A 26,717-nucleotide genomic window follows, 5' to 3' on the forward strand; every position below is an offset into this window, starting at 1 on the left:
GGGGGTATAGGCCAATGAACCATCCGCGCCCCAATCGCAACGTCACGCGCACCCTGCCGGCACGCAAGCGCATCGCCCTGATCGCCCACGACGGCAAGAAGGCCGAGCTGCTGGAGTGGGCCGAGCGCTGGCGCGAGACACTGGCTGATCATGAACTGATCGGTACCGGCACCACGGCCAGCCGGGTATCGAAGGCGCTCGAGCTACCGATTCGGGGGCTGATGAGTGGCCCGCTCGGCGGTGACCAGCAGATCGGTGCACTGATCACCGAGCAGAAGCTCGACCTGCTGGTCTTCTTCTGGGACCCCTTCTCGCCCCAGCCCCACGACCCCGACGTCAAGGCACTGCTGCGCCTGGCGGCGCTGTGGAACGTCCCGGTGGCCTGCAACGCCGCCAGCGCCGACTTTATGATCAGCTCGCCATGGCTCGATCGGGACTACACGATGAACATTCCCGACGCCGGCGCCTGGGTCTCGGGCCGGATATCCCCGCAGGACGACCAGTGAAGCCGCCACACTGAAGGGCTGTCGAGCCCCGCTACTCCAGCAGCGTGGCCAGCCGGCCTCCACCAAGATGGCCGATCCAGGCAGCCCCCAGCCACCCCACGAGACTCAGCACTATATAAGTCAGAGCCATCATCAGATGGCCCTGGCTCAACATGGTCAGGGTCTCCAGGCCGAACAGCGAGAAGGTGGTAAAGCCACCGCAGAAGCCGGCGACCAGGAAGGGCTGCCGGCGTGCCACACCTCCATGAGGGCGAGCCGCGGCGTAGGCGGCAAGCAGGGCGATCAGCCCGGAGCCCACCAGGTTCACGAGCAGTGTCGCCCTGGGAAAGCCGGGGGCTGCCAGCCATACACCGAACTGAAAGCGCGCCAGGCTACCCAGCCCACTGCCCAGGCCGACGGCCGCATAGGCACGCCAGGCGCTCATGCCAGAGCTCCCGCGAGCCAGGCACCCAGCGCCAGGGCGGCAAGCCCCGCGGCCAGGGTCGCCGCCATGTAGCCCATGGCCGCGGGGCCGCGCTCCTGCTGCCATAACGACAGCGTCTGCAGGCTGAGGGATGACACCGTGGTATAGCCGCCCAGCAGCCCCGTACCCAGCAGGAGCCATGCCCCGGAGGGCGACCCCTCGGCAGGGAAGCCCAACCAGCCGGCCAGCAGCCCCATGGCCAGGGCACCACTGACATTCACCACCAGAGTACCCCAGGGAAAGCCCAGGCCCAGCCATCTCCCCGCGGCATCGCCGATGGCGAGCCGCAGCATGCCGCCCAGGGCCCCACCGACCAGCACCGACAGCGCTTCCAGCATGCCTGGCTATCTCCCGTGAACGAAAAGTGCCACCCGAAGGTGGCGAACGAGTATCGCACGCTTGCCGTACCGACAGCAGTTCCGCCGTCTCGACAAATGTGACACATCCCAGCTCACACGTACAATGGCTGTACATGAAAACCGTGCACGGCGCCGGACTCGTGACCCTGCGCGAAAGTCCGTATCATGGCTATCCTGAGACAATTTACCGCCCACACGCCAAGAGATGGAGGTCACAGCGTGAACCCCAAGCGAGCCCTACCCCTGATGCTCGGCTGGCTGTTACTGGCACTGCTGATGCTGGCAGCTCCTGCCCAGGCACAGCAGGCGAGCGGTAGCAGTGAGCCACCCGCCTACTCGACCCTGGCCGACCTGCTCGAGAACCAGGAGACCCGACAGGAGTTGATCGACCAGTTGCGCGGCATGGCCGGCGACGTGGCCGAATCGACCCCCGGCGAAGCCGCCAGCGCCGCCCCCTCGCTGCCACGCCAGCTGGCAGAGCTGACCAGCCGTGTCGCCAGCGATATCGGCAGCCAGCTCGAGGCCATCGCCTCGGCCATTGGCGGCATGTTCGCGAGCGATCTGGAGAGCACCTTCGACATGGGGGCCTTCACCAGCGCCGCCATCAACCTGGGTCTGGTGATCCTGGCGACCTTTTTGCTGTTTATCGCCGTTAGACGCCTGGCCAGGCCGCTATTCACCAGCATCAGTCAGTGGTCGCTGAACGGCCGCGGCCTGACCCCGATCCTGCGCCTGATCATCTGCGTGGCACTGGCCGCCGTGGTCGATGTGCTGATCGTGTCTCTCGCCTACCTGGGCGGTAATCTGATCGCCACCTTCGCCATCGGCCAGACCGGCGAGCTCTCCACCCAGGCCTCGCTGTTCCTCAACGCCTTCCTGGTGATCGAGCTGCTCAAGGCCGGGGTGCGCATGCTGTTTGCCTCACGCTACGACGGCCTGCGGCTGCTGCCCATCTCCTCGGAAGAGGCCTCCTACTGGAATCGCTGGATCGCCCGGCTGATCGGCCTGGTCGGCTACGGCCTGATGGTCGTGGTGCCGCTGGTCACCGTCTATCTGTCACCGGCGGTAGGCAAGGGCCTGGGCACCCTGATCATGGTCGCTGCCTTTCTATATGCCGTGGTGGTGGTGCTCAAGAATCGCAAGCGTCTGCGTGACGCTTTCGATGCTAAGGCCCACCAGACCACCATGGCCGCCAGTCGCGTCTCGCTGCAGCTGTTCGCACGCACCTGGCACCTCTTCGCCCTGGCCTACTTCACCATGGTGCTGGTACTGACTCTAGCACGCCCCGAAGATGCCCTGCCCTTTGTGCTCTTCGCCACCCTGAAGAGCATCGGCGCCGTGGTGGTGGGCCTGCTACTCTCCAGTTTCCTGACCCAGACCATCGGTCGCCGCATCCGCCTCTCCGATGACCTGCGCCGCAAGCTGCCGCTGCTCGAGCCACGCCTCAACAGCTATGTACCCAATGCCCTGCGGGTGATCCGCACCCTCATCGTGGTGCTAATCATCATGGTGGTGCTCAACGCCTGGGGCGCCTTCGACCTTGCCGCCTGGTATGCCTCGGAGGTGGGTCGCAATCTGGTCGGCAAGCTGGTCAGTGTGGCGACGATCCTGGCCATCGCACTCATGGTATGGCTGGCCCTGGCAAGCCTGATCGAACACAAGCTCAACCCCGACACCGGTGGCGGCATGCCCTCGGCGCGTGCCCAGACGCTGCTTTCGCTGTTCCGCAACGCCCTGGCCATCGCCCTGGTGACCATGACGGCGATGATCGTGCTGGCCGAGATCGGCATCAATATCGGCCCGTTGATCGCCGGTGCCGGGGTACTGGGCCTGGCCATCGGCTTCGGCGCCCAGAAGCTGGTGCAGGACATCATCACCGGCATCTTCATCCAGGTGGAAAACGCCATGAACACCGGCGATGTGGTCACGGTGGGCGGCATCACCGGCACCGCCGAGAAGCTCAATATCCGCTCGGTGGGCATTCGCGACCTCTCGGGCACCTACCACCTGGTGCCCTTCTCGAGCGTGGATACCGTCTCCAACTATATGCGCGGCTTCGGCAACCATGTCGGCGAATACGGCATCGCCTATCGTGAGAATATCGACACCGCCATCGAACAGCTGCAGCTCGCCTACCAGGACCTCAAGGCCAGCGACGAGCACGGCCACAAGCTGCTGGCTCCCCTCGATGTCGCAGGTGTCACCGCCCTGGCCGACAGCTCGGTGAATATCCGGGTGATCATCAAGACCACCCCCGGAGATCAATGGGCCGTGGGGCGCGCCTACAACCGCCTGGTCAAGCTGCGCTTCGACGAGGCCGGTATCGAGATTCCCTTCCCGCACACCACGCTCTACTTCGGACAGGACAAGTCCGGTACCGCACCGCCCGCCAACCTGCGCGTCATGCAGCAGGACTTCACCATCGACGGCAGCCCGGCCGGGCAGCCCAGAGGCGATGACACGGCCACCGACGACCGCTTCATCCCTGTCCGGAAAGGCGCTACCACCTCGGCGAGCGAGCGCATCAATCCACGTCATGAGCAGGTGGACCCCGAGAACAAGAAGCCCAGCGGCAGCGATGTCGACGAGCCCTGATCTCGGCGCGATAGTCCACATGTAGCACGGCAGCGGGGCCGCCTTCGGGCGGCCCCGCTATTTGTTTCATCGCCATTTGACCTGAAGTTGGTGGGTGCCTCGCGTAGATCCGATAAGCCAGAGACGCATCGGGCATGACGCTGGCGCCCGCTCTATGTCCGCTGCGCTGGCACTTACCGAGCCTATGAATTTGGATGGCTCATTAGTGCCATGCGGCCGATCATCACGCCGACCTAGGAAGACCCCGATATTTCTGGGTGGCTCCCGAGCCGGGGCGAAGCGGTAGGGTAGGAGAAGGAGAGGCGGTCCGATGCATCGGCTCCACATCACGGCGGGAGCCGGCACCCATCACCAGATACACGAAGGGGGCGCCAAAGCGCCCCCTTCCGTCATGAAGAAGACCAGCCGTCAGGAGGCCTTCTTCGCCCGCTTCTCGTCGAGCACATCCCTGTCCTCGCTGGGCTGGGGCAGCGAGGGAAGCGACTTGTCGAGCAGCTCGACGCTCTGGCGATAGTAGAGCTGGCTCTTCTGGTGCTCGCCCAGGTTGGCGAAGAGCCTTGCCAGTTCGGCACACACCACGCCGCTCGGCCGCTGGCGCTGGCTCGCCTCGAAATACTCCTGGGCCTTACCCCAGTAGGCGTTGCGCAGCGCCAGACGCCCCAGGGTCAGCAGCAGGTCGGGGTCGTTGGGTCGCTCCTTCAACCACTGCTCGGCGGTGACCAGCTGACGGGACGCATCCACATCGAGCAGGCCATAGCGCAGCACCAGGCGACTGTCCCAGTTCTCCTTGAGGGAGTGACGCAACAACCGCTCGGCGATGGGCTCCTGGCCCCCGTGCACCAGCGCCTCGGTATAGAGCACGATCAGTTCGACGTCACCACGCAGATGGTCGGGCATATCGGCCCACAGGCTGCGCACCGTCTCGATGTCGCTACCCTCGCGAGCCTCACGCACGATCAGCTCGCGATAGGCACGCCGCTCGAGCTGGGCGCGCTCCTCGGGAGAGATCAGCTGCTGGGCGCCCAGGCGCGGCATCAGGCGACGCAGTCCATCCCAGTCGCTGACGCTGAGATAGGCCTGCTTGAGCTGCTTGAGCACCTGAGGGTGGTTGGGCAGCTGACGATCGAGCCGGGTAAGGATGGCCAGCGCCTCCTCATACTGCTGACGATCGAGCAGCAGCTGGGCCTGCACCAGCCCCACGGCGGAGTCGGCACCCTCGGTGCTGAGATGAGCGCGCTTGAGCAGGGTATCGGCCTGCTCGAAGCGACCCTGATAGTGGGCCGCCAGCGCCGCGGAGAGATAGTTGACCAGCGGCGTGCTGGAGTCGTCCGCCGACTTGACCAGCGACTTCTCGGCCTTCTTCCAGCGGCCCTCGGCCAGCGCCACCAGGCCGCGCACGGTGCGCTTCATGGCGGAACGATGGCGGGAACGGCTGTTCCAGACCTTGAAGCGGGAGACCGGACGGGTGAGGCGCATCAGCAGGCGCAGCGCGAAGTGCAGCACCAGGAAAGCGGCCAGCAGGAGCACCAGCCCGAACCAGAAGGAGGTCTGGAAGGAGGTATCCCCCACCCGGACCAGCCAGTAGCCGGGCACCGACATCATCAACTGTCCGAACAGTGCACCAATGGCCAGGCCTATGACGATGATCAGTATCAGCTTTCTCATGCCTCATCTCCCTGGCGCGACTCGAAGCGGCGCTCGATGAAGGTGGCCAGGGCCTGCTGGGAACCGCTGATATCGGGCAGCTCGGGACGAACCGCCTTGCCCTTCAGCTCACGCAGACGCGCGAGCACCGACTGCACTCCGCTGTCGTCGGTATCGTAGTAGCCTTCGATCAGGGTGATGGCCTTGTCCAGGCTGGCCTCGAAAAGCGTCTCGTCCTCCTTGAGCAGGGCCAGCTGGGCCTGCTCGATCACCAGGCGTACGCTCTGACGCAGGTAGGTCTCCTGCTCCGGCGAGATCAGCGCCTCCAGGGCCTCATCATGCTTGCGCACGGTGACCAGGCTCTTAAGCTCCTGACCGAAGCTCGACAGCTGCTGCTGCCAGGAGCCCGTCGGCGCCTCCTCCATGCCGGAGCTGGCGGTGATCTCGTCGATGTCCTGGGAGAGCGGATGCCCGGCGATCTGCTCCTGCTGGGCATTGAGGGTCAGCCACAGCCCGGTGCGGTCCACCTGGGGCACCGCCTCCAGGCCGGAGAGCTCATTGGCGATCTCGCGGCGCACCGGCACCAGCGCCGGGTTGTCGGCCTCCTTGAGGCGCGCGTCGGCGGTGCGCAGCAGCGCGGCGGCACCCTGAACATCGCGCTCCAGCTGCAGGCGCTGATTGGCCAGGCGCAGCAGATAGGCCGCCTCGGCATGCAGCCAGTCCCGCTCGTCGGTCTGCTGCTCGCTGGAGAGCTCGGCCAGCACACGATCGAGGGTCTCGTTGACCTCGCCGCGGTAGTCGGAGAACTTGCCCTCGAGCGACGAGACGGACTCCTCGAGGCTGGCCTGGCGCTCGCTCTCGGCCTCTTCGAAGCGTGACTGCAGCTGGTTCAGGTCGCCGGTGGTAGCGGCCTGGCTGGTCCGGGACTCCAGCTCGGCGAGGCGCGCCTGCTGGGCATCCAGCTTCTGCCAGGCCTGCCAGCCAAACAGGGCAGCGGCGATGGCCAGCAGGAGGACCAGCACGATCGCTACCACGCCGGCCTTGCCACCCTTGCCGCCACCACTGCCAGTCGCGGTGGGCGTACCGGTCTTGGCGCCGCCTCCACCGGACTCAGGCTTGCCGGTCCTGGTGGAGGGTGTCTCGTTCTTGCCGGCGGCAGGCTTCTTGTCGGCTGGCTTGCCGGCCTCAGGCTTGCTTCCCGCTGTCTTACTCGAGGCAGGCTGCTCGGCAGGCGCCTGGCTCGCGGCCGGCTTGGCGGCCTCGCTCCTGGTACCGCCAGCCTGGTTCGACTTGTCATGCCGGCGGGAGCGGCGCTTGCCGGAGCCATTGCCCCTGCTGGCCTCGTCACCCGAGGTCGCCGACTGTGCGCCGTCAGACGCCTTCTGTTCTTCCTGCTCGTGTGGTTGCTTGCTCATCTTGTCGCTAGCCCTTTTCGAGATCGTCTTGATCGACATCGGCTTCCTGCGAGTCACAGGCGTTGGACACGGCCGCCGCCAGTGCCGTCGGGGTGGCGCCACGCGCCACGACGGGGTCACGAAACCCCAGCTTGCCAGCCAGTGTAGCCAACCGGGCGCTGGAAACGATTAGCGGTTGGTTCAAGGCGGCGCCTGCACACCATCTTGCCAGATAATCGAGGATTTCTCCGCTGCTGACCACCAGTGCGCGGAAGTGGCCCGTGGCAAGACACTCTGCCATGGCCGGCTCGGGGGGCTGGAGGGTGCGCCGATAGACAGCCAGACGCGTTACCCGGGCCCCGCGTGCGGCGAGCGTTTCTGCAAACAGGGTGCGCCCGCCTTCCCCGGCCACCAGCAGCACCTTCTCGTGATCGAGCGCACGCAGGGAACCCAGGGTGAGCAGCGCCTCGCTGGTATCCTCGCCGGCGATCGCCGGGGGCACATGGACCCGCACGCCGAGTCGCTCATGCAGCACGGCGGCGGTCGCCGCCCCCACGGCATAGTAGTCGATGCCCACCGGCAGCTGGGGCCAGAAGCGGTCCAGCGCCTCGGCGAGGCACTCGGCGGCGAAGGGGCTAACCACCATCACGCGCCGAAACTGATCGAAATCGAGCCAAGCCGCACGCTGCTCGGGGGTCTCGGGCAACGCCTCGACGCTCATCGCCTCGAAACGCGCGACCGGCAGGCCATAGTCGGCAATCGCGGCGGCCAACACGGCACCGCGTTCTCCGGGACGCGTGATCACCACCCGCGGCTGAGTCTCCATCAACCGGCGCCGTAGACCTCGGCGAGGATCTCTCCGGCGCCCATCTCCAGCAGCTCCTCGGCAACCCGGATGCCCAGCGCCTCGGGCTCGTGAATCGAGCCACGCCCCTCGGTACGCAGCACGCGCGCCCCATCGGGGGTGCCGACCAGGGCGCGTAACCACAGGGTCTGGCCATCGTTCTCGAACACCGCATGACCACCGATCGGCACCTGACACCCTCCTTCGAGGCGAGTGTTCATGGCCCGCTCGGCGCGTACGCGAGTGGCGGTATCGGGATCATCCAGCGGCGCCAGCAGGCCGATCAGCTCGGGATCGTGAAGGCGACACTCGATGCCCAGCGCGCCCTGGCCACAGGCCGGCAGGCAGACCTCGGGGGGCAGCTCCTGTGCGATTCGCTCGCCCAGATTCAGGCGACGCAGCCCGGAGGTGGCCAGGATGATGGCATCGAAATCCCCGGCATCGAGCTTGCCCAGGCGAGTCTGGACGTTGCCCCGCAGGCTGAGGATCTCGAGGTCGGGACGCGCCTCCCTGACCTGCAGGCCGCGGCGCAGGCTGGAGGTGCCCACGCGCGCGCCTTCCGGCAGCTCGTCGAAGCTGGCGTAGTGGTTGGAGACGAAGGCGTCGGTCGCCTCCGCACCGGCCAGGATCACCGAAAGGCCCAGCCCCTCGGGGAAGCTCATGGGCACATCCTTCATGGAGTGCACCGCGATATCAGCACGTCCGTCGAGCATCGCCTCCTCGAGCTCCTTCACGAAGAGCCCCTTGCCCCCCACCTTGGCCAGCGGGGTGTCGAGGATCTTGTCGCCGCGAGTGGACATGGCGACCAGCTCCACCTCGAGACCGGGATGAAGGGCCACTAGCCGATCGCGGACATATTCGGCCTGCCACATGGCCAGTTGACTCTTGCGCGTGGCGATGCGCAGCTTGGTGATGGATTGCACGAAGTTCTCCCTGTGCCGGCGCCCCGGCTGGCAGCGAGCCAGCGCAGGTTTCCGGCGAAGTTGACATGCATGACGCACGATAACCCTCATCATAACAAGCCCCCAGCCCGAGAGGAAAAATCCACGGCCCGTGCGGCTCCGCTGCCCTGTCGGCGGAGGACGCCCCTCGCCTGCCTCGGCGACTCTGGTACACTCCTTGCCATGTCGCGCCTGCCGCCGCGAGACCGGCGGCCGCGGGGGGCCCAGCCCCCAGCCAACCGCAACCCGTCATGCAGGATCCCGAACCGATGACCTCGAACTCTTCCAACTCCGGCACCAACCAGTCCTGGGGAGGCCGCTTCAGCGAGCCCACCGACGCCTTCGTCGCCCGCTTCACCGCCTCGGAGGCGTTCGACCGCCGCCTGGCCTTCCACGACATCCAGGGTTCCATCGCCCACGCCACCATGCTGGCCCGGGTCGGCGTACTCAGCGAAGACGAGCGCGATGCCATCATCAGCGGCCTGGACGAGGTGCGCGGTGAGATCGAGCGCGGCGAGTTCCCGTGGTCCGTCGAGCTGGAAGATGTGCACATGAACATCGAGGCGCGGCTGACCGCGAAGATCGGCATCACCGGCAAGAAGCTGCATACCGGCCGCTCGCGCAACGATCAGGTCGCCACCGATATTCGCCTCTTCCTGCGTGACGAGATCGATCAGATCGCCAGGGAGCTTGCCCGCCTGCGGACGGGGCTGATCGAGCTGGCCGACCGCGAGGCCGATACCATCATGCCCGGGTTTACCCATCTGCAGACCGCCCAGCCGGTGACCTTCGGCCACCATCTGCTGGCCTGGCAGGAGATGCTGGCCCGCGACCATGAGCGGCTGCTCGACTGCCGCAAGCGGGTCAACGTGCTGCCCCTGGGGGCCGCGGCGCTGGCCGGCACCACCTATCCCATCGACCGCCATGTCAGCGCCGAGCTGCTGGGTTTCGAGCGCCCCGCCGAGAACAGCCTCGATGCGGTCAGCGATCGCGACTTCGCCATCGAGTTCACCGGCTTCGCCAGCCTGCTGCTGATGCACCTGTCGCGCATGAGCGAGGAGCTGGTGCTGTGGACCAGCGCCCAGTTCGACTTCATCGACCTGCCCGACCGCTTCTGTACCGGCTCCTCGATCATGCCCCAGAAGAAGAACCCCGACGTCCCGGAGCTGGTGCGCGGCAAGACCGGCCGCGTCTACGGCCATCTGATGGGCCTGCTGACCCTGATGAAGTCCCAGCCACTGGCCTACAACAAGGACAACCAGGAGGACAAGGAGCCGCTGTTCGACGCCGTGGACACCGTCAGGGACTGCCTCAAGGCATTCGCCGACATGGTGCCCGCCATCGAGCCGAAGAAGGCCAGCATGGCCGAGGCGGCCCGGCGCGGCTTCTCCACCGCCACCGACCTGGCCGACTACCTGGTACGCAAGGGGGTCGCCTTCCGCGACGCCCACGAGATCGTCGGCCAGTCGGTGGCCTTCGGCCTGGCCGAGGGCAAGGACCTCTCGGAGATGACCCTCGACGAACTCAGGCAGTTCTCCGACACCATCGAGCAGGATGTCTTCGAGGTGTTGACCCTGGAGGGCTCGGTGGCGGCTCGCAACCATATCGGCGGCACCGCTCCCGATCAGGTGCGTGCCGCCGCCCAGCGGGCCCGTGATGCACTCTCGGCCCTTGCAGGAGGCGCCTGATGGGCCGCCTGGCTTTCTCTGCCCTGGTCTTGTTCCTGGCCCTGGGTCTGGCCGGCTGTGGCCAGAAGGGGCCGCTCTATCTGCCCGGTGACGAGCAGGCCGCCGAGCAGTACGGCCCCCGCGAGACCCAGCAGGCCAGCGATGCCCAGCAAGAGAGTACCGAGCGCGATCAGGACGCGCCCCAGGACACGGAGGAATAGCCATGGACCACTTCAACTATCGCGACGGTGTGCTCTACGGCGAAGAGGTGCCGCTGAGCACCATCGCCGAGACATTCGGCACGCCCTGCTATGTCTACTCCAGGGCCACCCTGACCCGCCACTTTCGCGCCTATACCGAGGCGCTGGGCAGCCATCCTCACCTGATCTGCTATGCGGTCAAGGCCAACTCCAACCTGGCGGTACTGGGGCTGCTCGCCCGCCTGGGCGCCGGCTTCGACATCGTCTCGGTGGGCGAACTCGAGCGGGTGCTGGGCGCGGGCGGCGATCCGGCCAAGGTGGTCTTCTCCGGCGTGGCCAAGCAGGAGGGCGAGATGGCCCGAGCGCTGGAGGTCGGCATCAAGTGCTTCAACGTCGAGTCACGCCCCGAGCTCGAGCGCCTCGACGCCGTCGCCGGCCGGCTCGGCAAGGTGGCCCCGGTATCGCTGCGCGTCAATCCGGACGTGGATGCCGGCACCCACCCCTATATCTCCACCGGGCTCAAGGACAACAAGTTCGGCATCCCGGTCGACGAGGCGCTGGAGGTCTACGAGCTGGCCGCCAGGCTCCCCAACGTGCGCGTCACCGGCCTGGACTGCCATATAGGCTCCCAGCTCACCGAGCTCGCCCCCTTCCTCGATGCCCTGGACCGCCTGCTGCTGCTGCTCGAGACCCTGCGCCACCGCGGCATCGAGGTGGAGCACCTGGACCTCGGCGGCGGCCTCGGTGTGCCCTACCGCGACGAACAGCCGCCGGCGCCCTTCGACTACGCCACGGCCCTGCTCGAGCGCCTTTCCGGCTGGGAGGGCAGCGAGGGGCTGACCCTGCTGTTCGAGCCGGGACGCTCCATCGCGGCCAATGCCGGGGTGCTGCTGACCCGGGTGGAGTTTCTCAAGCCCGGCGAGACCAAGAACTTCGCCATCGTCGATGCCGCCATGAACGACCTGATCCGCCCCGCGCTCTATCAGGCGTGGCAGGCCATTCTGCCGGTGGACACGCGCCATCCGCGGCCCAGCGACACCTACGATGTGGTCGGCCCGGTGTGCGAGACCGGCGACTTCCTGGGCAAGGAGCGCACGCTTGCCATCGCCCCTGGCGACCTGCTGGCGGTGCGCTCGGCCGGCGCCTACGGCTTCGTGATGGCCTCGAACTACAACAGCCGCCCGCGCCCCGCCGAGGTGATGGTGGACGGCGACCGGAGCCACCTGGTGCGCCGCCGCGAGCGACTCGATGAGCTGTGGACGGGTGAGGCCCTGTTACCGGACGACGCCGGGTCGGAGGGTGGGCACTGATGCTGCTGCACTTCACCAAGATGCATGGCCTCGGCAACGACTTCATGATGGTCGACCTGGTGACCCAGCGTGCCCGCTTCACCGACGACCAGGTCCGCCGCCTGGCCGACCGCCGCTTCGGTGTCGGCTTCGACCAGCTGCTGGTGGTCGAGCCACCCCGGGATCCCGACATGGATTTCCGCTACCGCATCTACAACGCCGACGGCAGCGAGGTGGAGAACTGTGGCAACGGAGCGCGCTGCTTCGCCCGCTTCGTGCGCGACCAGCGCCTCACCCACAAGCGCGAGATCCATGTGGAGACCGCCGGCGGCCCCCTGGTGCTGAAGGTGGAGGAGGATGGCCGCATTCGCGTCGACATGGGGGAGCCCCGCTTCGCCCCGGCATCGCTGCCCTTTACGCCTGAGCCCTTCGAGGGCGACACGGACCGGGTGCTGCACCGCCTCGAGGTGAACGGTGAGTCCGTCGAGCTGGGGGTGGTCTCCATGGGCAATCCCCATGCGGTCATGCGAGTCGATGCTGTCGACGAGGCGCCCGTCGAGCGCATCGGCCCAGCCATCGAGGCCCATCCGCGCTTTCCCAGGCGAGTCAATGTCGGCTTCATGCAGGTGGTGTCCCCCCACGAGATCCGCCTGCGGGTCTACGAGCGGGGTAGCGGCGAGACACTGGCCTGCGGCACCGGTGCCTGCGCCGCGGTGGCCAGCGGCATCCGCCAGGGCCTGCTGGAGAGCCCGGTGAGCGTGCACCTGCCGGGGGGCGAGCTGACCATCGAGTGGCACGGCCCCGGCACGCCGCTAGCGATGACCGGTCCCGCCGAGCGCGTCTTCGATGGCCGCCTGCTGCTGTATTGACCGCGGACCATCCCGATCCCGCGCCAACCGAAGGAGATGGCATGTCACAAGCCGCACCAGAACCGCGCAAGACGCTCGACCCGGATCGGGTCGCCGAATGGTTGGCCACCCACCCCGACTTCTTCGTCGGGCGTGAGGGCCTGCTCCAGCAGCTCAAGGTTCCCCATCCCGAAGCGGGCGGTGCCACCTCGCTGCTGGAGCGTCTGGTTCACGACCTGCGGGGCCGCGCCGAGAAGGCCGAAGAGCGCCTGGAACAGCTGCTGGAGTCGGCGCGCCACAACGAGGCCCAGTATCGGCGCACCCGGGAGCTGGTCCTGGCACTGGTGGCCGCCCAGGATCGTGACGCCCTGGGGCAGGCGCTCTCCACCCAGTTCAGCGAGCACTTCGCCACCCCCGCGGTGGCGCTGTGGTGCCCGGCCAGCCTCTCCGATGCCGAGCCACGGCCCCCCCAGGCGCCACGCCAGGTGATCGACGAACATGCCGGCTCACGCCTGGCGGGTCTCCTCGATGGCCGTACCAGCCGCTGCGTTCGCCTGACACCCACCGACTGGAAGCGCCTGCTGCCCCACACCGGCGCGCCGCGCCGCTCGGGCTCCTGTGCCATCACTCGGCTGAGCCTGGGTGAGCCCCTCGGCTACCTGATACTGGCCAGCCGTGATCCGGACCACTTCCGCGCCAGCATGGATACCCTGTTCACCGAGTATGTGGGTGATGTGGTGGCACGATTGCTGATACGCCTCGGCCCCGACCATGCCTGAGCACGGGCCGCTTGCCGACGAGGTCGAGGTCTTTCTCGAGGGGCTGTCGCGCACCGCCAGCCCCGCGACCCTGGACGCCTATCGGCGCGACCTGGCCAGCCTGCTCGCCTTCATGGACGAGCAGGCGATCACGGCATGGCAGCAGCTGGACGCCGGACTGATGCGCCGCTTCCTGGGCGGTGAGCGCGCTCGTGGCCTGGGGCCACGCAGCCTGGCTCGTCGCCGTTCGGCCTGCTCGAAGCTCGCGGAGCATCTGCTTGCGGCGGGGCACCTCGACCACAACCCAGTGGCGCTGGTGCGCAGTCCGCGTCAGCCGCGACACCTGCCACGCCCGGTGGATGTGGACCGCCTGACGAGCTTTCTGGACACTCCCCACGACGGTTCTCCCCTGGCGGTACGCGACCAGGCGATGCTCGAGCTCTTCTACTCCAGCGGCCTGCGCCTGGCCGAGCTGGCCGGGCTGGATCTGGATGACCTGCACGGCGAGCGGGTGCGAGTGCTGGGCAAGGGCAGCAAGCCACGCCAGGCCCCGGTGGGGTCGCGCGCCCGCCAGGCCCTGGAAGCGTGGCTGAAGATACGCATGAACATGGCGACGCCTGGCGAGAGCGCGCTGTTCGTCAGCCAGCGTGGCGGGCGGCTGGGCCACCGCGCCATCCAGCAGCGCCTGGCGCTGGTGGCCCGGCGCCGCGGGCTCGACGAACATCTGCACCCCCATCGCCTGCGCCACTCCTTCGCCAGCCACCTGCTGGAGTCGAGCCAGGACCTGCGGGCCGTTCAGGAGCTGCTCGGCCACGCCAATCTCTCCACCACCCAGGTCTACACCCATCTCGACTGGCAGCATCTGGCGGCCAGCTACGACGCCGCTCACCCGCGAGCACGACGTCGTCCCAGCGACGAGACTCCGACATGAACCTCGAGGCGATCACCTTCGATCTGGATGACACCCTGTGGGACAACGGCGGCGTAATGCGCCGAACCGAGCAGGGCCATTACGGCTGGCTCGATGCGGCACTCGCCGAGTGGCAAGCCGTTGAGCCCGCCGGCCGCTTCGCCACCCGCTTCCCGCTGGAGACCTTCGTGGCACGCCGCCAGTCCCTGGCGACCGCCCACCCGCCACGACGCGGCGACTTCACCTGGCTTCGCCAGCGCGCACTGAGCGAGCTGCTCGGGGAGTACGGTCTGGCGCAGGAACACGCTGAGCATTGGGCCCGAAGTGCCATGGAGCGTTTCATGGAGCTTCGCCATGAGGTGGAGCCGCACCCGGAAGTGGAGCATCTGCTCGAGCACCTGGCCAGGCACTACCGCCTGGCCAGCATCACCAACGGCAATGTCGAGGTGACTCGCCTCCCGCTGGGGCGCCACTTCCCGGTGGCCGTGGCCGCCGGCGAGCTGCTCGCCCCCAAGCCCGACCCGCGCCCCTTCCTGCTGGCCCTGTCACACCTCGGCACGCATCCCGAGCGAGCGCTTCATGTGGGGGACTCCTGGGAGGAGGATGCCCTGCCCGCCCGCCGCCTGGGCATGCAGGCGGCCTGGATCGGCCCCGACGATCGCCCGATGCCCCACGGCATCCACCGCCTGGATCATGTTCGCGAGCTGCCGGCGCTGATCCAGTGGATGGAAAAGACCCGTAAGCACACAGGATAAGCTGGCGGGGAGGCTCCGTCCTTGTGGTTACTCTTCCACGGCGCCCAGCAGCCAGCCATCGAGGCGCGCCTCGAGCTCCTCGATGCCCTGAAGCTTGAGCGACGAGAACAGCTGGATGGTCACCAGGTCCTCCCACTCGCGCAGCCGTGAGCGCACCTGCTGCAGGGCATTTGCCGCCGCACCACGCTTGAGCTTGTCGGCCTTGGTCAGCAGGATATGCACCGGCATCTCCTGCTCATCGGCCCAGCCCAGCATGGTCTGGTCGAACTCGGAGAGCGGGTGACGCACATCCATCACCAGCACCAGCCCGCGCAGGGCGTCGCGGTGCCGCAGATACTCGGAAAGATGACGCTGCCACTCCAGCTTGACCGCCTCCGGCACCTTGGCATAACCGTAGCCGGGCAGGTCCACCAGGCGCCGGTCACTGTCGTCCCCCAGCGAGAAGAAGTTGATCAGCTGGGTACGTCCGGGCGTCTTGGAGATGCGGGCCAGCCCGCTCTGCCGCGTCAGCGTATTGATTGCGCTGGATTTTCCCGCATTCGAACGGCCCGCGAATGCCACCTCGGCGCCACCGCCATCGGGGCAGTGGGCCAGGGTGGGGGCGCTGATGAGAAAGCGGGCGGTCTGGTAGTTGAGACAAGGGTTGAGTCGCGCCATGGGCAAGAATTCCTGACATTGATCAAGGGCCCGTCGGCTTGCATTCCCGCCGACGGGGTGATTCGGTATAATACAGTGTCTTTTGTCTGCGACCCGGGGCACGCTAGTGTACCACCGCGCCCACGACGTCCGCGATTGGCCCGCTCGAGCCCACAGAGGCTGGCCGACGTCGCGATCCGGGCGAGACCCAGGGTACGTACCGGTCAACAACGTAACGGCATAGTGGATTAGCGATGAGAAAGTTACTGGCAAGCCTGGCAATCACCATAGGCGCCGTCGGCGCCGCCCACGCGGACCTCGAGGCCGATGCCGATGCGGCAGCGGGCAAGGAGAAGGCAGTGGCCTGCGCCGCCTGTCATGGTCAGGAGGGCATCAGCCCCTCGGGCGCCTTCCCCAACCTGGCGGGTCAGCAGACGTCCTACCTGGCCAAGCAGATCATGGATATCCGCGACGGCAACCGCGTGGTGCCGCAGATGGCCGGCCAGGTCGACAACTTCTCCGACCAGGATGCCTGGGACGTGGCCAAGTTCTTCTCCGACAAGAGCCCCGCTCTGGGCCAGGCCGATGCCGACGAGCTGCTGGTAGAGCGCGGCCGCGAGCTCTATCGCGCCGGCGACATGGCCAAGGGCATCCCGGCCTGTGCCGCCTGCCACACCCCGACCGGCCAGGGCATCGGCACCGCCGTTTATCCGGCACTCTCCGGCCAGCATGCCGATTACACCGTGTCTACCCTGCAGGACTTCGCCGCCGGCAACCGCGCCAATGACCCGGCCAATATCATGCGCGATATCGCTTCCAAGATGAGCGACCGCGACATGGAGGCCGTGGCCAATTATGTGCTGGGCCTGCACTGAGCCCGCCTCGCTCGGCGACTCTGTACACGATCGGGGCGGCCTTCGGGCCGCCCCTGTCATATCCGCCTTGGCATCCCGGGAACCCAGGCCCGAGGATGCGCTCAAAGGCAGCAACATCCGGACACGCCCGGACGCGATTCCTCACCAAGGAGAGAGATGCCCATGTTGAAACCCCTGATGCTGGTACTCGCCAGTCTCGCCCTGCCCGGCCTCGCCAATGCCCAAAACCTGGTGGAGGGTGAACACTACGAGGTGCTGCCCGAGGCTGTTGAGACCCACGTGGATGAGGGGCAGATCGAGGTCACCGAGGCCTTCTGGTACGGCTGCCCCCACTGCTACAACCTCGAGGAGCCACTCAACGCCTGGCTGGCGGAGACTCCCGATGACATCAGTTTCCAGCGCATGCCGGCCACCATGGGCGGTGACTGGAACAAGCACGCCCGGGCCTTCTACGCCGCCGAGGCGCTGGGCATTCTCGACGCCATCCATGACGACTTCTTCCATGCCATTCATGAAGAGGGGCAGAGACTGACCGACAGCGGCGACATCGCCGACTTCTTCAGCGACTACGGTGTCAGCGAGGAAGAGGCGCTGCAGGCCCTCGACTCCTTCGCGGTAAAGAGCCGGGTCAACCAGGCCAACACCCGCATGCGCACCATGCGCCTGATGGGAGTACCCGCCCTGATGGTCGACGGCCGCTACCTGGTGACGCCGAGCAGCGCCGGCAGCCTGGCCAACATGCCGCAGATCGCCGAGGCTCTGGTCGACAAGGTTCGCGAGGAGCGTGAGGAGTAGATGTCTCACCTCGCGGAGGCAAGAGTGCCGCCCCTGAAGGGCGGCCACCTCAAGCTGCTGACCTTCAACCTGCAGGTCGGCATCCAGACCTCGGCCTACCACCACTACCTGACCCGCAGCTGGCAGCACCTGCTGCCTCATCCCCGGCGGCTACGCCGACTGGCCATGGTCAGCGAGGTGCTGGGCCGCTTCGATATCGTCGGCCTTCAGGAAGCCGACGGTGGCAGCTTCCGCTCCAGCCAGGTCAACCAGGTGGAGTACCTGGCCACCCGTGGCGGCTTTCCTCACCACTATCAGCAGCTCAACCGCAACCTGGGCCGTATCGCCCAGCACAGCAACGGCCTGCTGTCGCGACTTGCCCCGGCCCATATCGAGGAGCACCAGCTCCCCGGCACGCTGCCCGGGCGAGGTGCCATTCATGCCCGCTTCGGGGATGGCCCCGACGCCCTGCACCTGTTTGTTGCTCACCTGGCCCTCAGCCACCGCGGCCGTGTCCGCCAGCTCGACTATCTCTCCGAGATCATCCAGCCGCTGCGCCATGTGGTGGTGATGGGCGATCTCAACTGTACCCCCGAGCAGCTCCATGGCCACCAGCGCTTCTCCGCCTCGTTGCCGCTTCACCCGGTACGCCCTCCCTTGAGCTACCCCTCGTGGCAGCCGCGTCGCGCCCTGGACCACATCCTGCTCTCCAACTCCCTGGAGGCCGACGAGGTCCGCGTGCTCGACCATCTGTTTTCGGACCACCTGCCGATCGCGGTGGACGTTCGTCTGCCACCGGCCTGTCTCCAGGCGCTTGTCACCCACCCACAGGGCGACGCCAACTAGGCCACGGGGTCGGCAACGGGTGACGTTTGACGGCGAATCGGCGAAGATGCGCCTCCTGACCAACCTGCAGGAGGAGACATGCCTGACACTCGCCCACCGGCCCTGCTCAGGGGGCTTGACGCCGTGACCGACCTGGTCGGCCGTACCACCGCCTGGCTGGTGCTGGTGATGATGGCGGTACAGTTCGCCATCGTGGTGATGCGCTACGTCTTCGGCATCCACAGCATCGCCCTGCAGGAGTCGGTGATGTACATGCACGCCATGGTATTCATGCTCGGGGCCGCCTGGACCCTGCAGCATGACGGCCATGTGCGAGTCGATATCTTCTATCGCAAGCGCTCGCCACGCAGCCGGGCGAGCGTCGACCTGTTCGGCACCCTCTTCCTGCTGTTGCCGGTGACGCTCTATATCCTGCTCGGCAGCCTGGGCTATGTGAGCAGCAGCTGGGCGATCCTCGAGCGCTCCCCCGACGGAGGCATACCCGGCGTCTTCCTGCTCAAGAGCCTGATCCTGGCAATGGCGGCACTGCTGCTGGTGCAGGGTATCGCCCAGCTGATTCGTCAGACGCTGATCCGTAGCGGCCGACTCTCTTCCGACACCCCGCGCCACGAGGAACAGCCGTAATGCTGACGACGCTGCTTGAACTGATTCCCCTGCTGCTGTTTGTCACCATCTGCGGCGTGCTGATGCTCGGCTATCCGGTCGCCCTGTCGCTGGCGGGCACCGCCCTGTTCTTCGCCGGGCTCGGCTTCGCGCTGACCCACCTGGGAGTCCCCGTCCCCTTCGAGCCGGGCTACCTCAGCGCCATGCCCAACCGCCTCTTCGGCATCATGACCAACCAGACACTGCTGGCGGTGCCCCTGTTCGTGCTGATGGGAGTGCTGCTGGAGAAGTCACGGGTCGCCGAGACGCTGCTCGACGCCATGGCCCTGGCCTTCGGCGCCCTGCGCGGCGGGCTGGGCATCGCCGTGGTGCTGGTCGGCATGCTGCTGGCCGCCTCCACCGGCATCGTCGGCGCCACCGTGGTGACCATGGGCCTGCTGTCGCTGCCCACCATGCTCAAGCGCGGCTATTCGCCCTCGCTCGCCACCGGCACCATCTGCGCCACCGGCACCCTGGGCCAGATCATCCCCCCCTCCATCGCCCTGGTACTGCTCGGCGACGTGCTCTCCAACGCCTACCAGCAGGCCCAGCTGGCGATGGGCGTCTGGAGCCCCAAGACCCTCTCGGTGGGCGATCTCTTTATCGGCGCCCTCATCCCGGGGCTGCTGCTGGTCGTGGTCTATATCCTCTACGTGACCCTGACCGCCTGGCTGAGGCCCAGCCTCGCCCCCCCGGTGGACCGCCAGGCACTGATGGAGGAGCTCGATCACAACGGCAGCCTCTGGCCACTGCTGCTCAAGGGGCTGCTGCCACCGGTGCTGCTGATCGTGGCGGTCCTGGGCTCGATCCTCGGCGGCTTCGCCACCCCCACCGAGGCCTCGGCGGTGGGCGCCTTCGGCGCCTTCCTGCTGGCGCTGACCAATCGCCGCCTGAACCTCACCATGCTGCGCGATGTGGTCCACTCCACCGCTCAGGTCACCAGCATGGTGTTCCTGATCCTGATCGGTGCCGCACTGTTCTCGCTGGTCTTCCGCGCCTTCGGCGGCGAGGAGCTGGTCGTCGAGCTGTTCGAATCGCTGCCCGGCGGCGTGGTGGGAGCCACCCTGGTGGTCATGCTGGTGATCTTCCTGCTCGGCTTCATCCTCGACTTCATCGAGATCACCTTCGTGGTGGTGCCCATCGTCGGGCCGGTGCTGCTGGCCATGGGGCTCGACCCCATCTGGCTGGGCATCATGATCGCCATCAACCTGCAGACCTCATTCCTGACGCCACCCTTCGGCTTCGCGCTCTTCTACCTGCGCGGCGTCACCCCCGAGTCGGTGCCCACCTCGGCGATCTATCGTGGCGTGATCCCCTTTATCCTGATCCAGCTCGGCATGCTGGTGGCGCTGGCGCTCTTCCCGAGCCTGGCTACCTGGCTACCGAGCCGGATATGACCCGTTCTACGGCACCCCGCCCAGCTGAGCTGCCATATCGATCATCGGCGCCGGATAGAGCCCCAGCACGATGACGGCGAGCGCCACGCCCAGTACCACCAGCCCCCCGGCACGTGCGCCCCAGTCGTGGGGCGCATCGCGTCGCTGCATGCCCGGCGCCAGCAGGTAGAGTGTCACCATGACCCGCAGGTAGTAGTAGAGGCCGATGGCGCTGCCCAGGATGATGCCGCCCACCAGCCACCAGCGGCTTGCCTCGACGCCCAGGGCGATGATATAGAACTTGCCGATAAAGCCTACCGTGGCGGGAATGCCCGCCAGGGAGAGCATGGCGATGGTCAGCACCGCCGTGAGGTAGGGACGGCGCCAGAAGAGGCCACGGTAGTAGTGCAGCGCCGCCACATCCTCGCCACCGGCGGCACCGGAGATCAGGGTGACCACTCCGAAGGCGGCCAGGGTGGTCAGTACGTAGGTAATCAGATAGACGCCGCCGGTCTCCGCCGCCAGTCCGTCCCCCACGACCAGTGTCACCAGCAGGTAGCCGAAATGGGCGATGGAAGAGTAGCCGAGGAGGCGCTTGAGATTGGACTGGGTCAGCGCCAGCAGGTTGCCCACCAGCATGCTGGCCAGCGCCAGTATCGCCAGCAGGGTCTGCAGCCACCGCCCCTGAAGGCCGGGCACGTCAAGCACCAGGCGCAGCAGCAGGAAGAACACCGCCACCTTGCTGGCGGTGGCCAGGAAGGTGGCCGCCGGCGCTGGCCCGCCCTCGTAGACATCCGGGGTCCAGAGATGAAAGGGGACCACGGAGAGCTTGAAGCCCAGGCCGACCACCATCATGCCGACACCGGCCAGTCCCCAGAGGCCGGTTTCCCCGCTCAGCTCGACCAGCAGAACATCGAACCGCAGCTCGCCGGTCTGGGCGTAGAGCAGCGCCATGCCGAACAGCAGGAAGGCGCTCGCCGCGGCGGAGAGAATCAGGTACTTGACGCCGGCTTCCAGGGAGCGGCGCTCTCGATAGGCGTAGGCCAGCATGCCGTAGAGCGGCATGGAGAGCAGTTCCAGGCCGACGAACAGGCTGGCAAGATGACGGCTCGCCGCCAGCGTCAGGCCACCCGCCGCGGCACACAGCAGCAGCAGGTAGAACTCCTCCCGGGCGCCCCGATACTGCTCGAGATAGGCGTGCGACAGGATGGCGCAGATCAGGGTCGACCCCAGGATCAGCACGCCGCCCAGCATCGCCAGGCCATCGAAGGCCAGCAGCGGCGTTTGCACCGGCCCCGCCTGCCAGGCGATCACCTGAGCGACGAGCGCAAGCGAAAGCCCCAGCGCGGTGACGGCCACCGTGGCCGCATGTTGCCGGCGCCAGGCGATGCCCAGCATCACCGTGACGGCCGAGGCCGCCACCAGCATCAGCGGCAGCAGGGCGACGAAGCGAGCACTCGTCAACATCAGCGAACCTCCGTCAGGGCGTCCGCTCCGGCGGGAACGCGGTCGAAGATCTCGGACAGCTGCTGCACCCCATCCATGGCGGCGCCGGTGGTATCCAGCAGCGGCTGAGGATAGAGCCCGAGCCACAGCACCAGGGCCAGGATCGTCAGCATCATGAGGAATTCCCGGGTATCGAGCCCCGCCAGGGGCTCATCGCTGCGGGGCGGGCCATAGTGCACCCGCTGCATCAATATCAGCGAGTAGACGGCCGCCAGCACCAGGCCCACGCTGGCGGCGACCACGACCCAGGGAGCCGTGGAGAAGGTGCCGAACAGCACCATGAACTCTCCGACGAAGTTGGCGGTGGTCGGCATGCCCAGCGACGCCGCGACGAAGAACAGCCAGAACCCCGGCAGGCTGCCCAGCCGCCCCCAGAGCCCCCCCATCAGGGTCATGTCGCGGGTATGCAGGCGCTCATAGAGCTGCCCGCTGAGGATGAACAGCCCCGCCGCGGAGAAGGCGTGAGCCAGCATCAGCACCACCACGCCCTGCAGGGCCAGCGACGAGCCGGAGTAGATGCCGATCAGCACGAAGCCCATGTGAGCGATGCTGGTATAGGCGATGAAGCGCTTGATGTCCTGCTGGCCGCAGGCGAGTATCGCGCCGTAAAAGATCCCCAGCAGCCCCAGCCCCATCGCCACCGGCGCAAAGGCCTGGGAGGCCTCTGGAAACAGTGGCAGCGCGAAGCGCAGCATGCCGTAGGCGCCGGTCTTGAGCAGGATGCCCGCCAGATCCACGCTACCCGCGGTGGGGGCCTGGGCATGGGCGTTGGGCAACCAGCCGTGGAAGGGCACCACCGGCAGCTTGACCGCGAAGGCGATGAAGAAGCCCAGCATCAGCCAGAAGGCCAAGGTCGGGGACAAGGACGTGCCCAGCAACACCTCGTAGCTGAAGGAGTAGTCGCCGGTATTGGCATGGTGAGCGAACACCAGCCCCAGTATCGCCGCCAGCATCAGCAGCCCGCTGGCCTGGGTATAGATGAAGAACTTGGTGGCGGCCCCGATGCGAGTTCGCCCCCGGGAGCCGCTATGCCCCCATAGCGCGATCAGGAAGTACATCGGCACCAGCATCATTTCCCAGAAGAAGAAGAACAGGAAGAGATCCATGGCCAGGAAGACGCCGATCACCCCGCCGAGAATCCACAGCAGGTTGAGGTGAAAGAAGCCGATGCGCCCGACGATCTCCTTCCAGGAGCAGACCACCGCCAGCACGCCGAGAAAGCCGGTCAGGGCAATCAGGGCCAGGGAGAGCCCGTCCAGGGCCAGGTGAATGTCGATACCGAAGCGCGGAATCCAGGGTGCCCGGAACTCCAGGGCCCATCGCGGATCCTCGCCATCCAGCGCCGGCAGGCCAAAGTCGAGCTGGCCCCATAGCCACAGCGGAATCGCCAGCTCGATCAGCATGGTGATAAGCGCGATCCAGCGGGTCGGCCTGTCGCCCAGGCGCTCCGCCTGCCAGCACAAGATCCCGCCGACGAAGGGAATCACAATCAGCCACACGAGAATCATAGATATCGCATCCCGTCAGGAGAACACTGGGCACTAGCGCCCACCAGCGCTACATGAACAGGGCCAGACTCAGCAGGATCAGCGCCGCCCCTACCGTCATGGTGGTGGCATAGCCGCGCAGCCTGCCGGTCTGGGCTCGAGAAAGCCCGAAATGCACGAGGCGCAGCGCCCTAGCCACCAGGCGAAAGACGCCGTCGAACAGGTCGCCTTTCAGCAGCCAGACCAGGCCTCTATAGGGCCGCACCAGCGTCCAGTCGAAAAGCGTGTCGAAGCCCCAGGCGCGGTTCCAGAGGCGCCAGAGCCCGGCTCCCGGCCCCTCGCGGGTAACGCGAGACAGCCAGTCGCACTTGGTCAGGAACAGCCAGCCGCCCAGGACGATGCCGATCAGCGCCGTGGCGGAGGCGACCCACACGAGCGCAGTATGCCCGGCCTCCACACCCGTCCCGGGACTCGCGACCAGCACATCGTCCACCGGCGGCGTGATCCAGCCCCCCAGGAAGGTCGAGAGCACCACCAGCACCACCAGCGGCACCCCATGGGCCAGGCCCCGCCCCGCTTCGGCATGCCGGGCGCCGTCGCTCTTCGCCTCGCCGTGGAAGATGCCGATGATCAGGCGCAGGGTGTAAACCGATGTCAGCAAGGCACCGATCAGGCCGGCCAGCAGCAGGCCGGCGTGCCCGGATGCCAGTGCCTGCCACAGGATCTCGTCCTTGCTGTAGAAGCCGGCGGTGACCAGCGGCAGCGCCGCCAGGGCCGCGCCGCCGACGAGAAAGCCCACGTAGGCCAGGGGCAACCTGCGCCACAGCCCGCCCAGACGACGCATGTCCTGCTCGTGATGGCAGCTGACGATGACCGCGCCGGCGGCGAGGAACAGCAGCGCCTTGAAGAAGGCGTGGGTCATCAGATGGAAGAGCGCCGCGTCATAGGCGCCGACGCCCAGGGCCAGGAACATGTAGCCGATCTGGCTCATGGTGGAGTAGGCCAGCACGCGCTTGATGTCGGTCTGGGCCAGGGCAGCGAAGCCCGCCAGCAGCAGGGTCAGGGCGCCGATGACGCCGGTGGCATGAAGGGCCAGGGGCGCAAGCTCGAAGAGTCCGTGCATGCGAGCGATCAGGTAGACCCCGGCGGTGACCATGGTGGCGGCATGGATCAGCGCCGATACCGGGGTGGGGCCGGCCATGGCGTCCGCCAGCCAGGTATGCAGCGGCAGCTGCGCCGACTTGCCCAGCGCCCCGCCCAGCAGCAGGAAGGCCGCGACCTCCACCACGAGATCGCCGGAGCCCCACAGCAGGGGCGCAACGGCGAGGACCTCGGCGATGTCCAGGGTGCCCATCCGGGCGAAGATCAGGAACATGCCGATGGCCAGGAAGACATCGCCGATGCGGGTGACGATAAAGGCCTTGAAGCCGGCCCAGCCGTTGGCGCTGTCGCGGTAGTAGTAGCCGATCAGCAGATAGCTGCACAGGCCGACCCCTTCCCAGCCCAGGAACAGCAGCAGCAGGTTGTCGCCCAGCACCAGCAGCACCATGCTGAACACGAAGAGGTTCATGTAGGCATAGAAGCGGGTGATGCCCTCTTCGCCGCGCATGTACCAGGCGGCGAAGAGGTGAATCAGGAAGCCCACGCCGGTGATGATTCCCAGCATGGTCAGGGAGAGGCCATCCAGGGTCAGGCCGATGGTCGGCTGGAAATCGCCCACGGCGATCCAGTGCCAGAGGGTGACCCGATAGGCGCCCGGTTCGGCAAGGTAGCGCAGGGCGATCAGCAGGGTGACCAGGGCGGCCAGCCCCAGGCTGGTGACGCCGACGGTCGCGCTGGATCGCTCCCCGAGGGTGCCCCGGGACAGGCTCAGGATCAGCATGCCCGCCAGGGGCAGCAGGAAGGTCAGGGCAAGCAGTGCCCCCATCGAGGGCAGTGAAGTCACTGGTTCCATCATCCGCGCATCCTGCTGACCACGTCGATATCCAGGGTCTTGAAGCGATGCTGCAGCTGAATCAGCAGCGCCAGCCCCACGCTCGCCTCCGCCGCCGCCAGGGTGATCACCAGCAGGAACATCGCCTGCCCCTCGGGCTGCTGCCAGGCGGTGCCGGCGACGATGAACGCCAGTCCCGCGGCATTCAGCATGATCTCGAGGCTCATCAGGATAAAGATCATATTGCGACGAAACAGCAGTCCCGCCAGCCCCAGGGTGAAGAGGATGGCGGCCAGCACAAGGCCGTGTTCCACGGGCACGCTGCTCATGGCGCCTCCTGACGGCGATCGGATGAGGACGGTTTTGGCGTCGTCGGTAGACGGCCCACATGGGAGGCGGTCACCAGCGCCGCCAGCAGCAGCAGGGCACTCAGCTCGACTACCAGCAGCCAGGGTCCGAACAGCCGGGTGCCCACCGCCTTGGCGGTCAGCGCATCGCCGCGCTGCATCAGCATGCCGGCGTCGCCCCGCCACAGCAGGACGCTCAGGGTCAGCAGCAGGAAGGCGGCGAGCAGCGAGGGGCCCAGCCAGGTGCGCGGCCGCAGCCAGGCGCGCTCCTGGGCGACCCCCGCCTCTCCCAGATTGAGCATCATCACCACGAAGACGAAGAGCACCATGATCGCCCCGGCATAGACGATGATCTCCAGGACGCCGGCGAAGGGCGCGCCCAGGGAGAAGAACACCATGGCCACCGCCAGCAGCGACACCACCAGGTACAGCACCCCGTGCACCGGATTGGGGTTGGTGATCACGCCGAGGGTGGCCAGCACCGCGACCAGTCCGCTCAGGTAAAACGCAAACTCCATGGTCTCTCCTTGGCCATAGCGGCCCAGCGACGGTTGTCGGATTCGCCCCTCATGGCAGCAGGCTGGTGACGTCGACCGGCTCCTCCTCATCCTGCGCCTGGCCCTTCTGCTTGCCGGCGATGGCCAGGCCCGCCACCTTGTAGAAGTGGTAGTCATGATCCTTGCCCGGGCCGTTGATCAGCAGGTCCTCCTTCTCGTAGACCAGCTCCTGGCGACGGTACTCGCCCATCTCGAAGTCGGGGGTAAGCTGGATCGCCGAGGTCGGGCAGGCCTCCTCGCACATCCCGCAGAAGATGCAGCGCGAGAAGTTGATGCGGAAGAACTCCGGATACCAGCGGCCGTCCTCCTGCTCGCCCTTCTGCAGCGCGATGCAGTCCACCGGACAGGCCACGGCGCACAGGTTGCAGGCCACGCAGCGCTCCTCGCCGTCCGGGTCTCGGGTCAGCACGATGCGCCCGCGATAGCGCGGCGACAGATAGACCTCTTCTTCCGGATAGCTGAGGGTCTCGCGCTTGCGAAAGCCGTGCATGAAGATCGTGCTCAGGGTACGCAGCTGAGAGCCAATGCCTTTCAAAAGCCCCTTGTACATGGCAACTCCTCCTCC

Annotated in this window: 26 protein-coding genes and 1 pseudogene; 14 read left to right on the plus strand and 13 right to left on the minus strand. The window is 66.9% G+C overall.

Going from position 1 to position 26,717, the window contains the following annotated elements:
• Window positions 1-14: 14 nt before the first annotated feature.
• Window positions 15-506 (plus strand): methylglyoxal synthase, encoded by a 492-nt coding sequence (locus tag IOC61_RS09390; protein WP_195688565.1) that lies wholly within the window; start codon window positions 15-17, stop codon window positions 504-506.
• A gap of 31 nt (window positions 507-537) precedes the next feature.
• Here the strand turns inward: IOC61_RS09390 and IOC61_RS09395 are convergent, their stop codons facing one another.
• Both IOC61_RS09395 and IOC61_RS09400 read right to left on the minus strand, forming a co-directional pair.
• Window positions 538-930 carry a fluoride efflux transporter FluC gene (locus tag IOC61_RS09395; protein WP_195688566.1) on the minus strand — a complete coding sequence of 131 codons (393 nt, stop codon included), beginning with the start codon at window positions 928-930 and terminating at the stop codon, window positions 538-540.
• Window positions 927-1,307, minus strand: coding sequence for a CrcB family protein (locus IOC61_RS09400; protein WP_195688567.1), 381 nt, complete (start codon window positions 1,305-1,307; stop codon window positions 927-929). The genes IOC61_RS09395 and IOC61_RS09400 overlap by 4 nt, the downstream gene beginning before the upstream one ends.
• Window positions 1,308-1,547: 240 nt before the next feature.
• On the opposite strand from IOC61_RS09400, the gene IOC61_RS09405 reads away from it, so the two are divergent.
• On the plus strand, window positions 1,548-3,923 hold the full coding sequence (locus tag IOC61_RS09405; protein ID WP_195688568.1) for a mechanosensitive ion channel domain-containing protein: 2,376 nt from the start codon (window positions 1,548-1,550) through the stop codon (window positions 3,921-3,923).
• A 408-nt stretch (window positions 3,924-4,331) separates the two neighbouring features.
• Here IOC61_RS09405 and IOC61_RS09410 read toward each other — a convergent pair whose 3' ends face one another.
• From IOC61_RS09410 to hemC, 4 genes are read right to left on the minus strand one after another with little or no spacing between them, the layout of a single operon-like run.
• Window positions 4,332-5,588 carry a heme biosynthesis HemY N-terminal domain-containing protein gene (locus IOC61_RS09410; RefSeq protein ID WP_195688569.1) on the minus strand — a complete coding sequence of 419 codons (1,257 nt, stop codon included), beginning with the start codon at window positions 5,586-5,588 and terminating at the stop codon, window positions 4,332-4,334.
• The gene (locus IOC61_RS09415; RefSeq protein WP_195688570.1) at window positions 5,585-6,982 is read right to left on the minus strand and encodes a uroporphyrinogen-III C-methyltransferase; all 1,398 of its coding nucleotides are present in this window, start codon (window positions 6,980-6,982) and stop codon (window positions 5,585-5,587) included. The genes IOC61_RS09410 and IOC61_RS09415 overlap by 4 nt, the downstream gene beginning before the upstream one ends.
• Before the next feature lie 7 nt (window positions 6,983-6,989).
• Complete coding sequence (locus IOC61_RS09420) at window positions 6,990-7,787, minus strand: uroporphyrinogen-III synthase (RefSeq protein ID WP_195688571.1); 798 nt, start codon at window positions 7,785-7,787, stop codon at window positions 6,990-6,992.
• Complete coding sequence (gene hemC, locus IOC61_RS09425) at window positions 7,787-8,728, minus strand: hydroxymethylbilane synthase (protein WP_324254711.1); 942 nt, start codon at window positions 8,726-8,728, stop codon at window positions 7,787-7,789. Before hemC ends, IOC61_RS09420 begins: the two co-directional genes overlap by 1 nt.
• Before the next feature lie 287 nt (window positions 8,729-9,015).
• Here hemC and argH point away from each other — a divergent pair, with 287 nt between their 5' ends.
• From argH to IOC61_RS09460, 7 genes and pseudogenes are all read left to right on the plus strand, one after another.
• On the plus strand, window positions 9,016-10,434 hold the full coding sequence (gene argH, locus IOC61_RS09430) for an argininosuccinate lyase (protein ID WP_195688572.1): 1,419 nt from the start codon (window positions 9,016-9,018) through the stop codon (window positions 10,432-10,434).
• Window positions 10,434-10,550 (plus strand): annotated as a pseudogene (lptM, locus tag IOC61_RS17640) (LPS translocon maturation chaperone LptM); the annotation flags it as partial. The gene argH and the pseudogene lptM, both read left to right, overlap by 1 nt.
• Window positions 10,551-10,636: 86 nt before the next feature.
• Window positions 10,637-11,923 (plus strand): diaminopimelate decarboxylase, encoded by a 1,287-nt coding sequence (gene lysA, locus IOC61_RS09440; RefSeq protein WP_195688574.1) that lies wholly within the window; start codon window positions 10,637-10,639, stop codon window positions 11,921-11,923.
• On the plus strand, window positions 11,923-12,771 hold the full coding sequence (gene dapF, locus IOC61_RS09445) for a diaminopimelate epimerase (protein ID WP_195688575.1): 849 nt from the start codon (window positions 11,923-11,925) through the stop codon (window positions 12,769-12,771). The genes lysA and dapF overlap by 1 nt, the downstream gene beginning before the upstream one ends.
• A 41-nt stretch (window positions 12,772-12,812) precedes the next feature.
• Window positions 12,813-13,529, plus strand: a complete 717-nt coding sequence (locus IOC61_RS09450; RefSeq protein ID WP_195688576.1) for a DUF484 family protein — start codon at window positions 12,813-12,815, stop codon at window positions 13,527-13,529.
• The gene (locus IOC61_RS09455) at window positions 13,522-14,439 is read left to right on the plus strand and encodes a tyrosine recombinase XerC (protein WP_195688577.1); all 918 of its coding nucleotides are present in this window, start codon (window positions 13,522-13,524) and stop codon (window positions 14,437-14,439) included. Before IOC61_RS09450 ends, IOC61_RS09455 begins: the two co-directional genes overlap by 8 nt.
• A complete protein-coding gene (locus IOC61_RS09460) occupies window positions 14,436-15,173 on the plus strand; it encodes an HAD family hydrolase (protein ID WP_195688578.1) in 738 nt (245 codons plus the stop codon). The genes IOC61_RS09455 and IOC61_RS09460 overlap by 4 nt, the downstream gene beginning before the upstream one ends.
• Before the next feature lie 27 nt (window positions 15,174-15,200).
• On the opposite strand, the gene yihA is transcribed toward IOC61_RS09460, so the two are convergent.
• Window positions 15,201-15,830, minus strand: coding sequence for a ribosome biogenesis GTP-binding protein YihA/YsxC (gene yihA, locus IOC61_RS09465; protein WP_195688579.1), 630 nt, complete (start codon window positions 15,828-15,830; stop codon window positions 15,201-15,203).
• Between the two features lie 233 nt (window positions 15,831-16,063).
• On the opposite strand from yihA, the gene IOC61_RS09470 reads away from it, so the two are divergent.
• From IOC61_RS09470 to IOC61_RS09490, 5 genes are all read left to right on the plus strand, one after another.
• Window positions 16,064-16,684, plus strand: a complete 621-nt coding sequence (locus tag IOC61_RS09470; protein ID WP_195688580.1) for a c-type cytochrome — start codon at window positions 16,064-16,066, stop codon at window positions 16,682-16,684.
• A 162-nt stretch (window positions 16,685-16,846) separates the two neighbouring features.
• Complete coding sequence (locus tag IOC61_RS09475) at window positions 16,847-17,479, plus strand: thiol:disulfide interchange protein DsbA/DsbL (protein ID WP_195688581.1); 633 nt, start codon at window positions 16,847-16,849, stop codon at window positions 17,477-17,479.
• Window positions 17,480-18,304, plus strand: a complete 825-nt coding sequence (locus tag IOC61_RS09480; protein WP_195688582.1) for an endonuclease/exonuclease/phosphatase family protein — start codon at window positions 17,480-17,482, stop codon at window positions 18,302-18,304.
• A gap of 78 nt (window positions 18,305-18,382) precedes the next feature.
• Window positions 18,383-18,928 (plus strand): TRAP transporter small permease subunit, encoded by a 546-nt coding sequence (locus tag IOC61_RS09485; protein WP_195688583.1) that lies wholly within the window; start codon window positions 18,383-18,385, stop codon window positions 18,926-18,928.
• A complete protein-coding gene (locus IOC61_RS09490) occupies window positions 18,928-20,343 on the plus strand; it encodes a TRAP transporter large permease (RefSeq protein WP_195688584.1) in 1,416 nt (471 codons plus the stop codon). The genes IOC61_RS09485 and IOC61_RS09490 overlap by 1 nt, the downstream gene beginning before the upstream one ends.
• Window positions 20,344-20,349: 6 nt before the next feature.
• On the opposite strand, the gene nuoN is transcribed toward IOC61_RS09490, so the two are convergent.
• Genes nuoN through nuoI form a run of 6 tightly spaced genes read right to left on the minus strand, consistent with a single transcriptional unit; the run spans window position 20,350 to window position 26,702 of the window.
• Window positions 20,350-21,789, minus strand: coding sequence for an NADH-quinone oxidoreductase subunit NuoN (gene nuoN, locus IOC61_RS09495; protein ID WP_195688585.1), 1,440 nt, complete (start codon window positions 21,787-21,789; stop codon window positions 20,350-20,352).
• Window positions 21,789-23,336, minus strand: a complete 1,548-nt coding sequence (gene nuoM, locus IOC61_RS09500) for an NADH-quinone oxidoreductase subunit M (protein ID WP_195688586.1) — start codon at window positions 23,334-23,336, stop codon at window positions 21,789-21,791. Before nuoM ends, nuoN begins: the two co-directional genes overlap by 1 nt.
• Window positions 23,337-23,385: 49 nt before the next feature.
• The gene (nuoL, locus tag IOC61_RS09505) at window positions 23,386-25,272 is read right to left on the minus strand and encodes an NADH-quinone oxidoreductase subunit L (RefSeq protein ID WP_229333010.1); all 1,887 of its coding nucleotides are present in this window, start codon (window positions 25,270-25,272) and stop codon (window positions 23,386-23,388) included.
• Window positions 25,269-25,577 carry an NADH-quinone oxidoreductase subunit NuoK gene (gene nuoK / locus IOC61_RS09510; RefSeq protein WP_195688587.1) on the minus strand — a complete coding sequence of 103 codons (309 nt, stop codon included), beginning with the start codon at window positions 25,575-25,577 and terminating at the stop codon, window positions 25,269-25,271. The genes nuoL and nuoK overlap by 4 nt, the downstream gene beginning before the upstream one ends.
• Complete coding sequence (nuoJ, locus tag IOC61_RS09515) at window positions 25,574-26,113, minus strand: NADH-quinone oxidoreductase subunit J (protein ID WP_195688588.1); 540 nt, start codon at window positions 26,111-26,113, stop codon at window positions 25,574-25,576. The genes nuoK and nuoJ overlap by 4 nt, the downstream gene beginning before the upstream one ends.
• A 49-nt stretch (window positions 26,114-26,162) precedes the next feature.
• Window positions 26,163-26,702 (minus strand): NADH-quinone oxidoreductase subunit NuoI, encoded by a 540-nt coding sequence (gene nuoI / locus IOC61_RS09520; RefSeq protein ID WP_195688589.1) that lies wholly within the window; start codon window positions 26,700-26,702, stop codon window positions 26,163-26,165.
• Window positions 26,703-26,717: the final 15 nt, after the last annotated feature.

Source organism: Halomonas sp. KAO, assembly GCF_015595025.1.
Lineage (GTDB): Bacteria > Pseudomonadota > Gammaproteobacteria > Pseudomonadales > Halomonadaceae > Halomonas.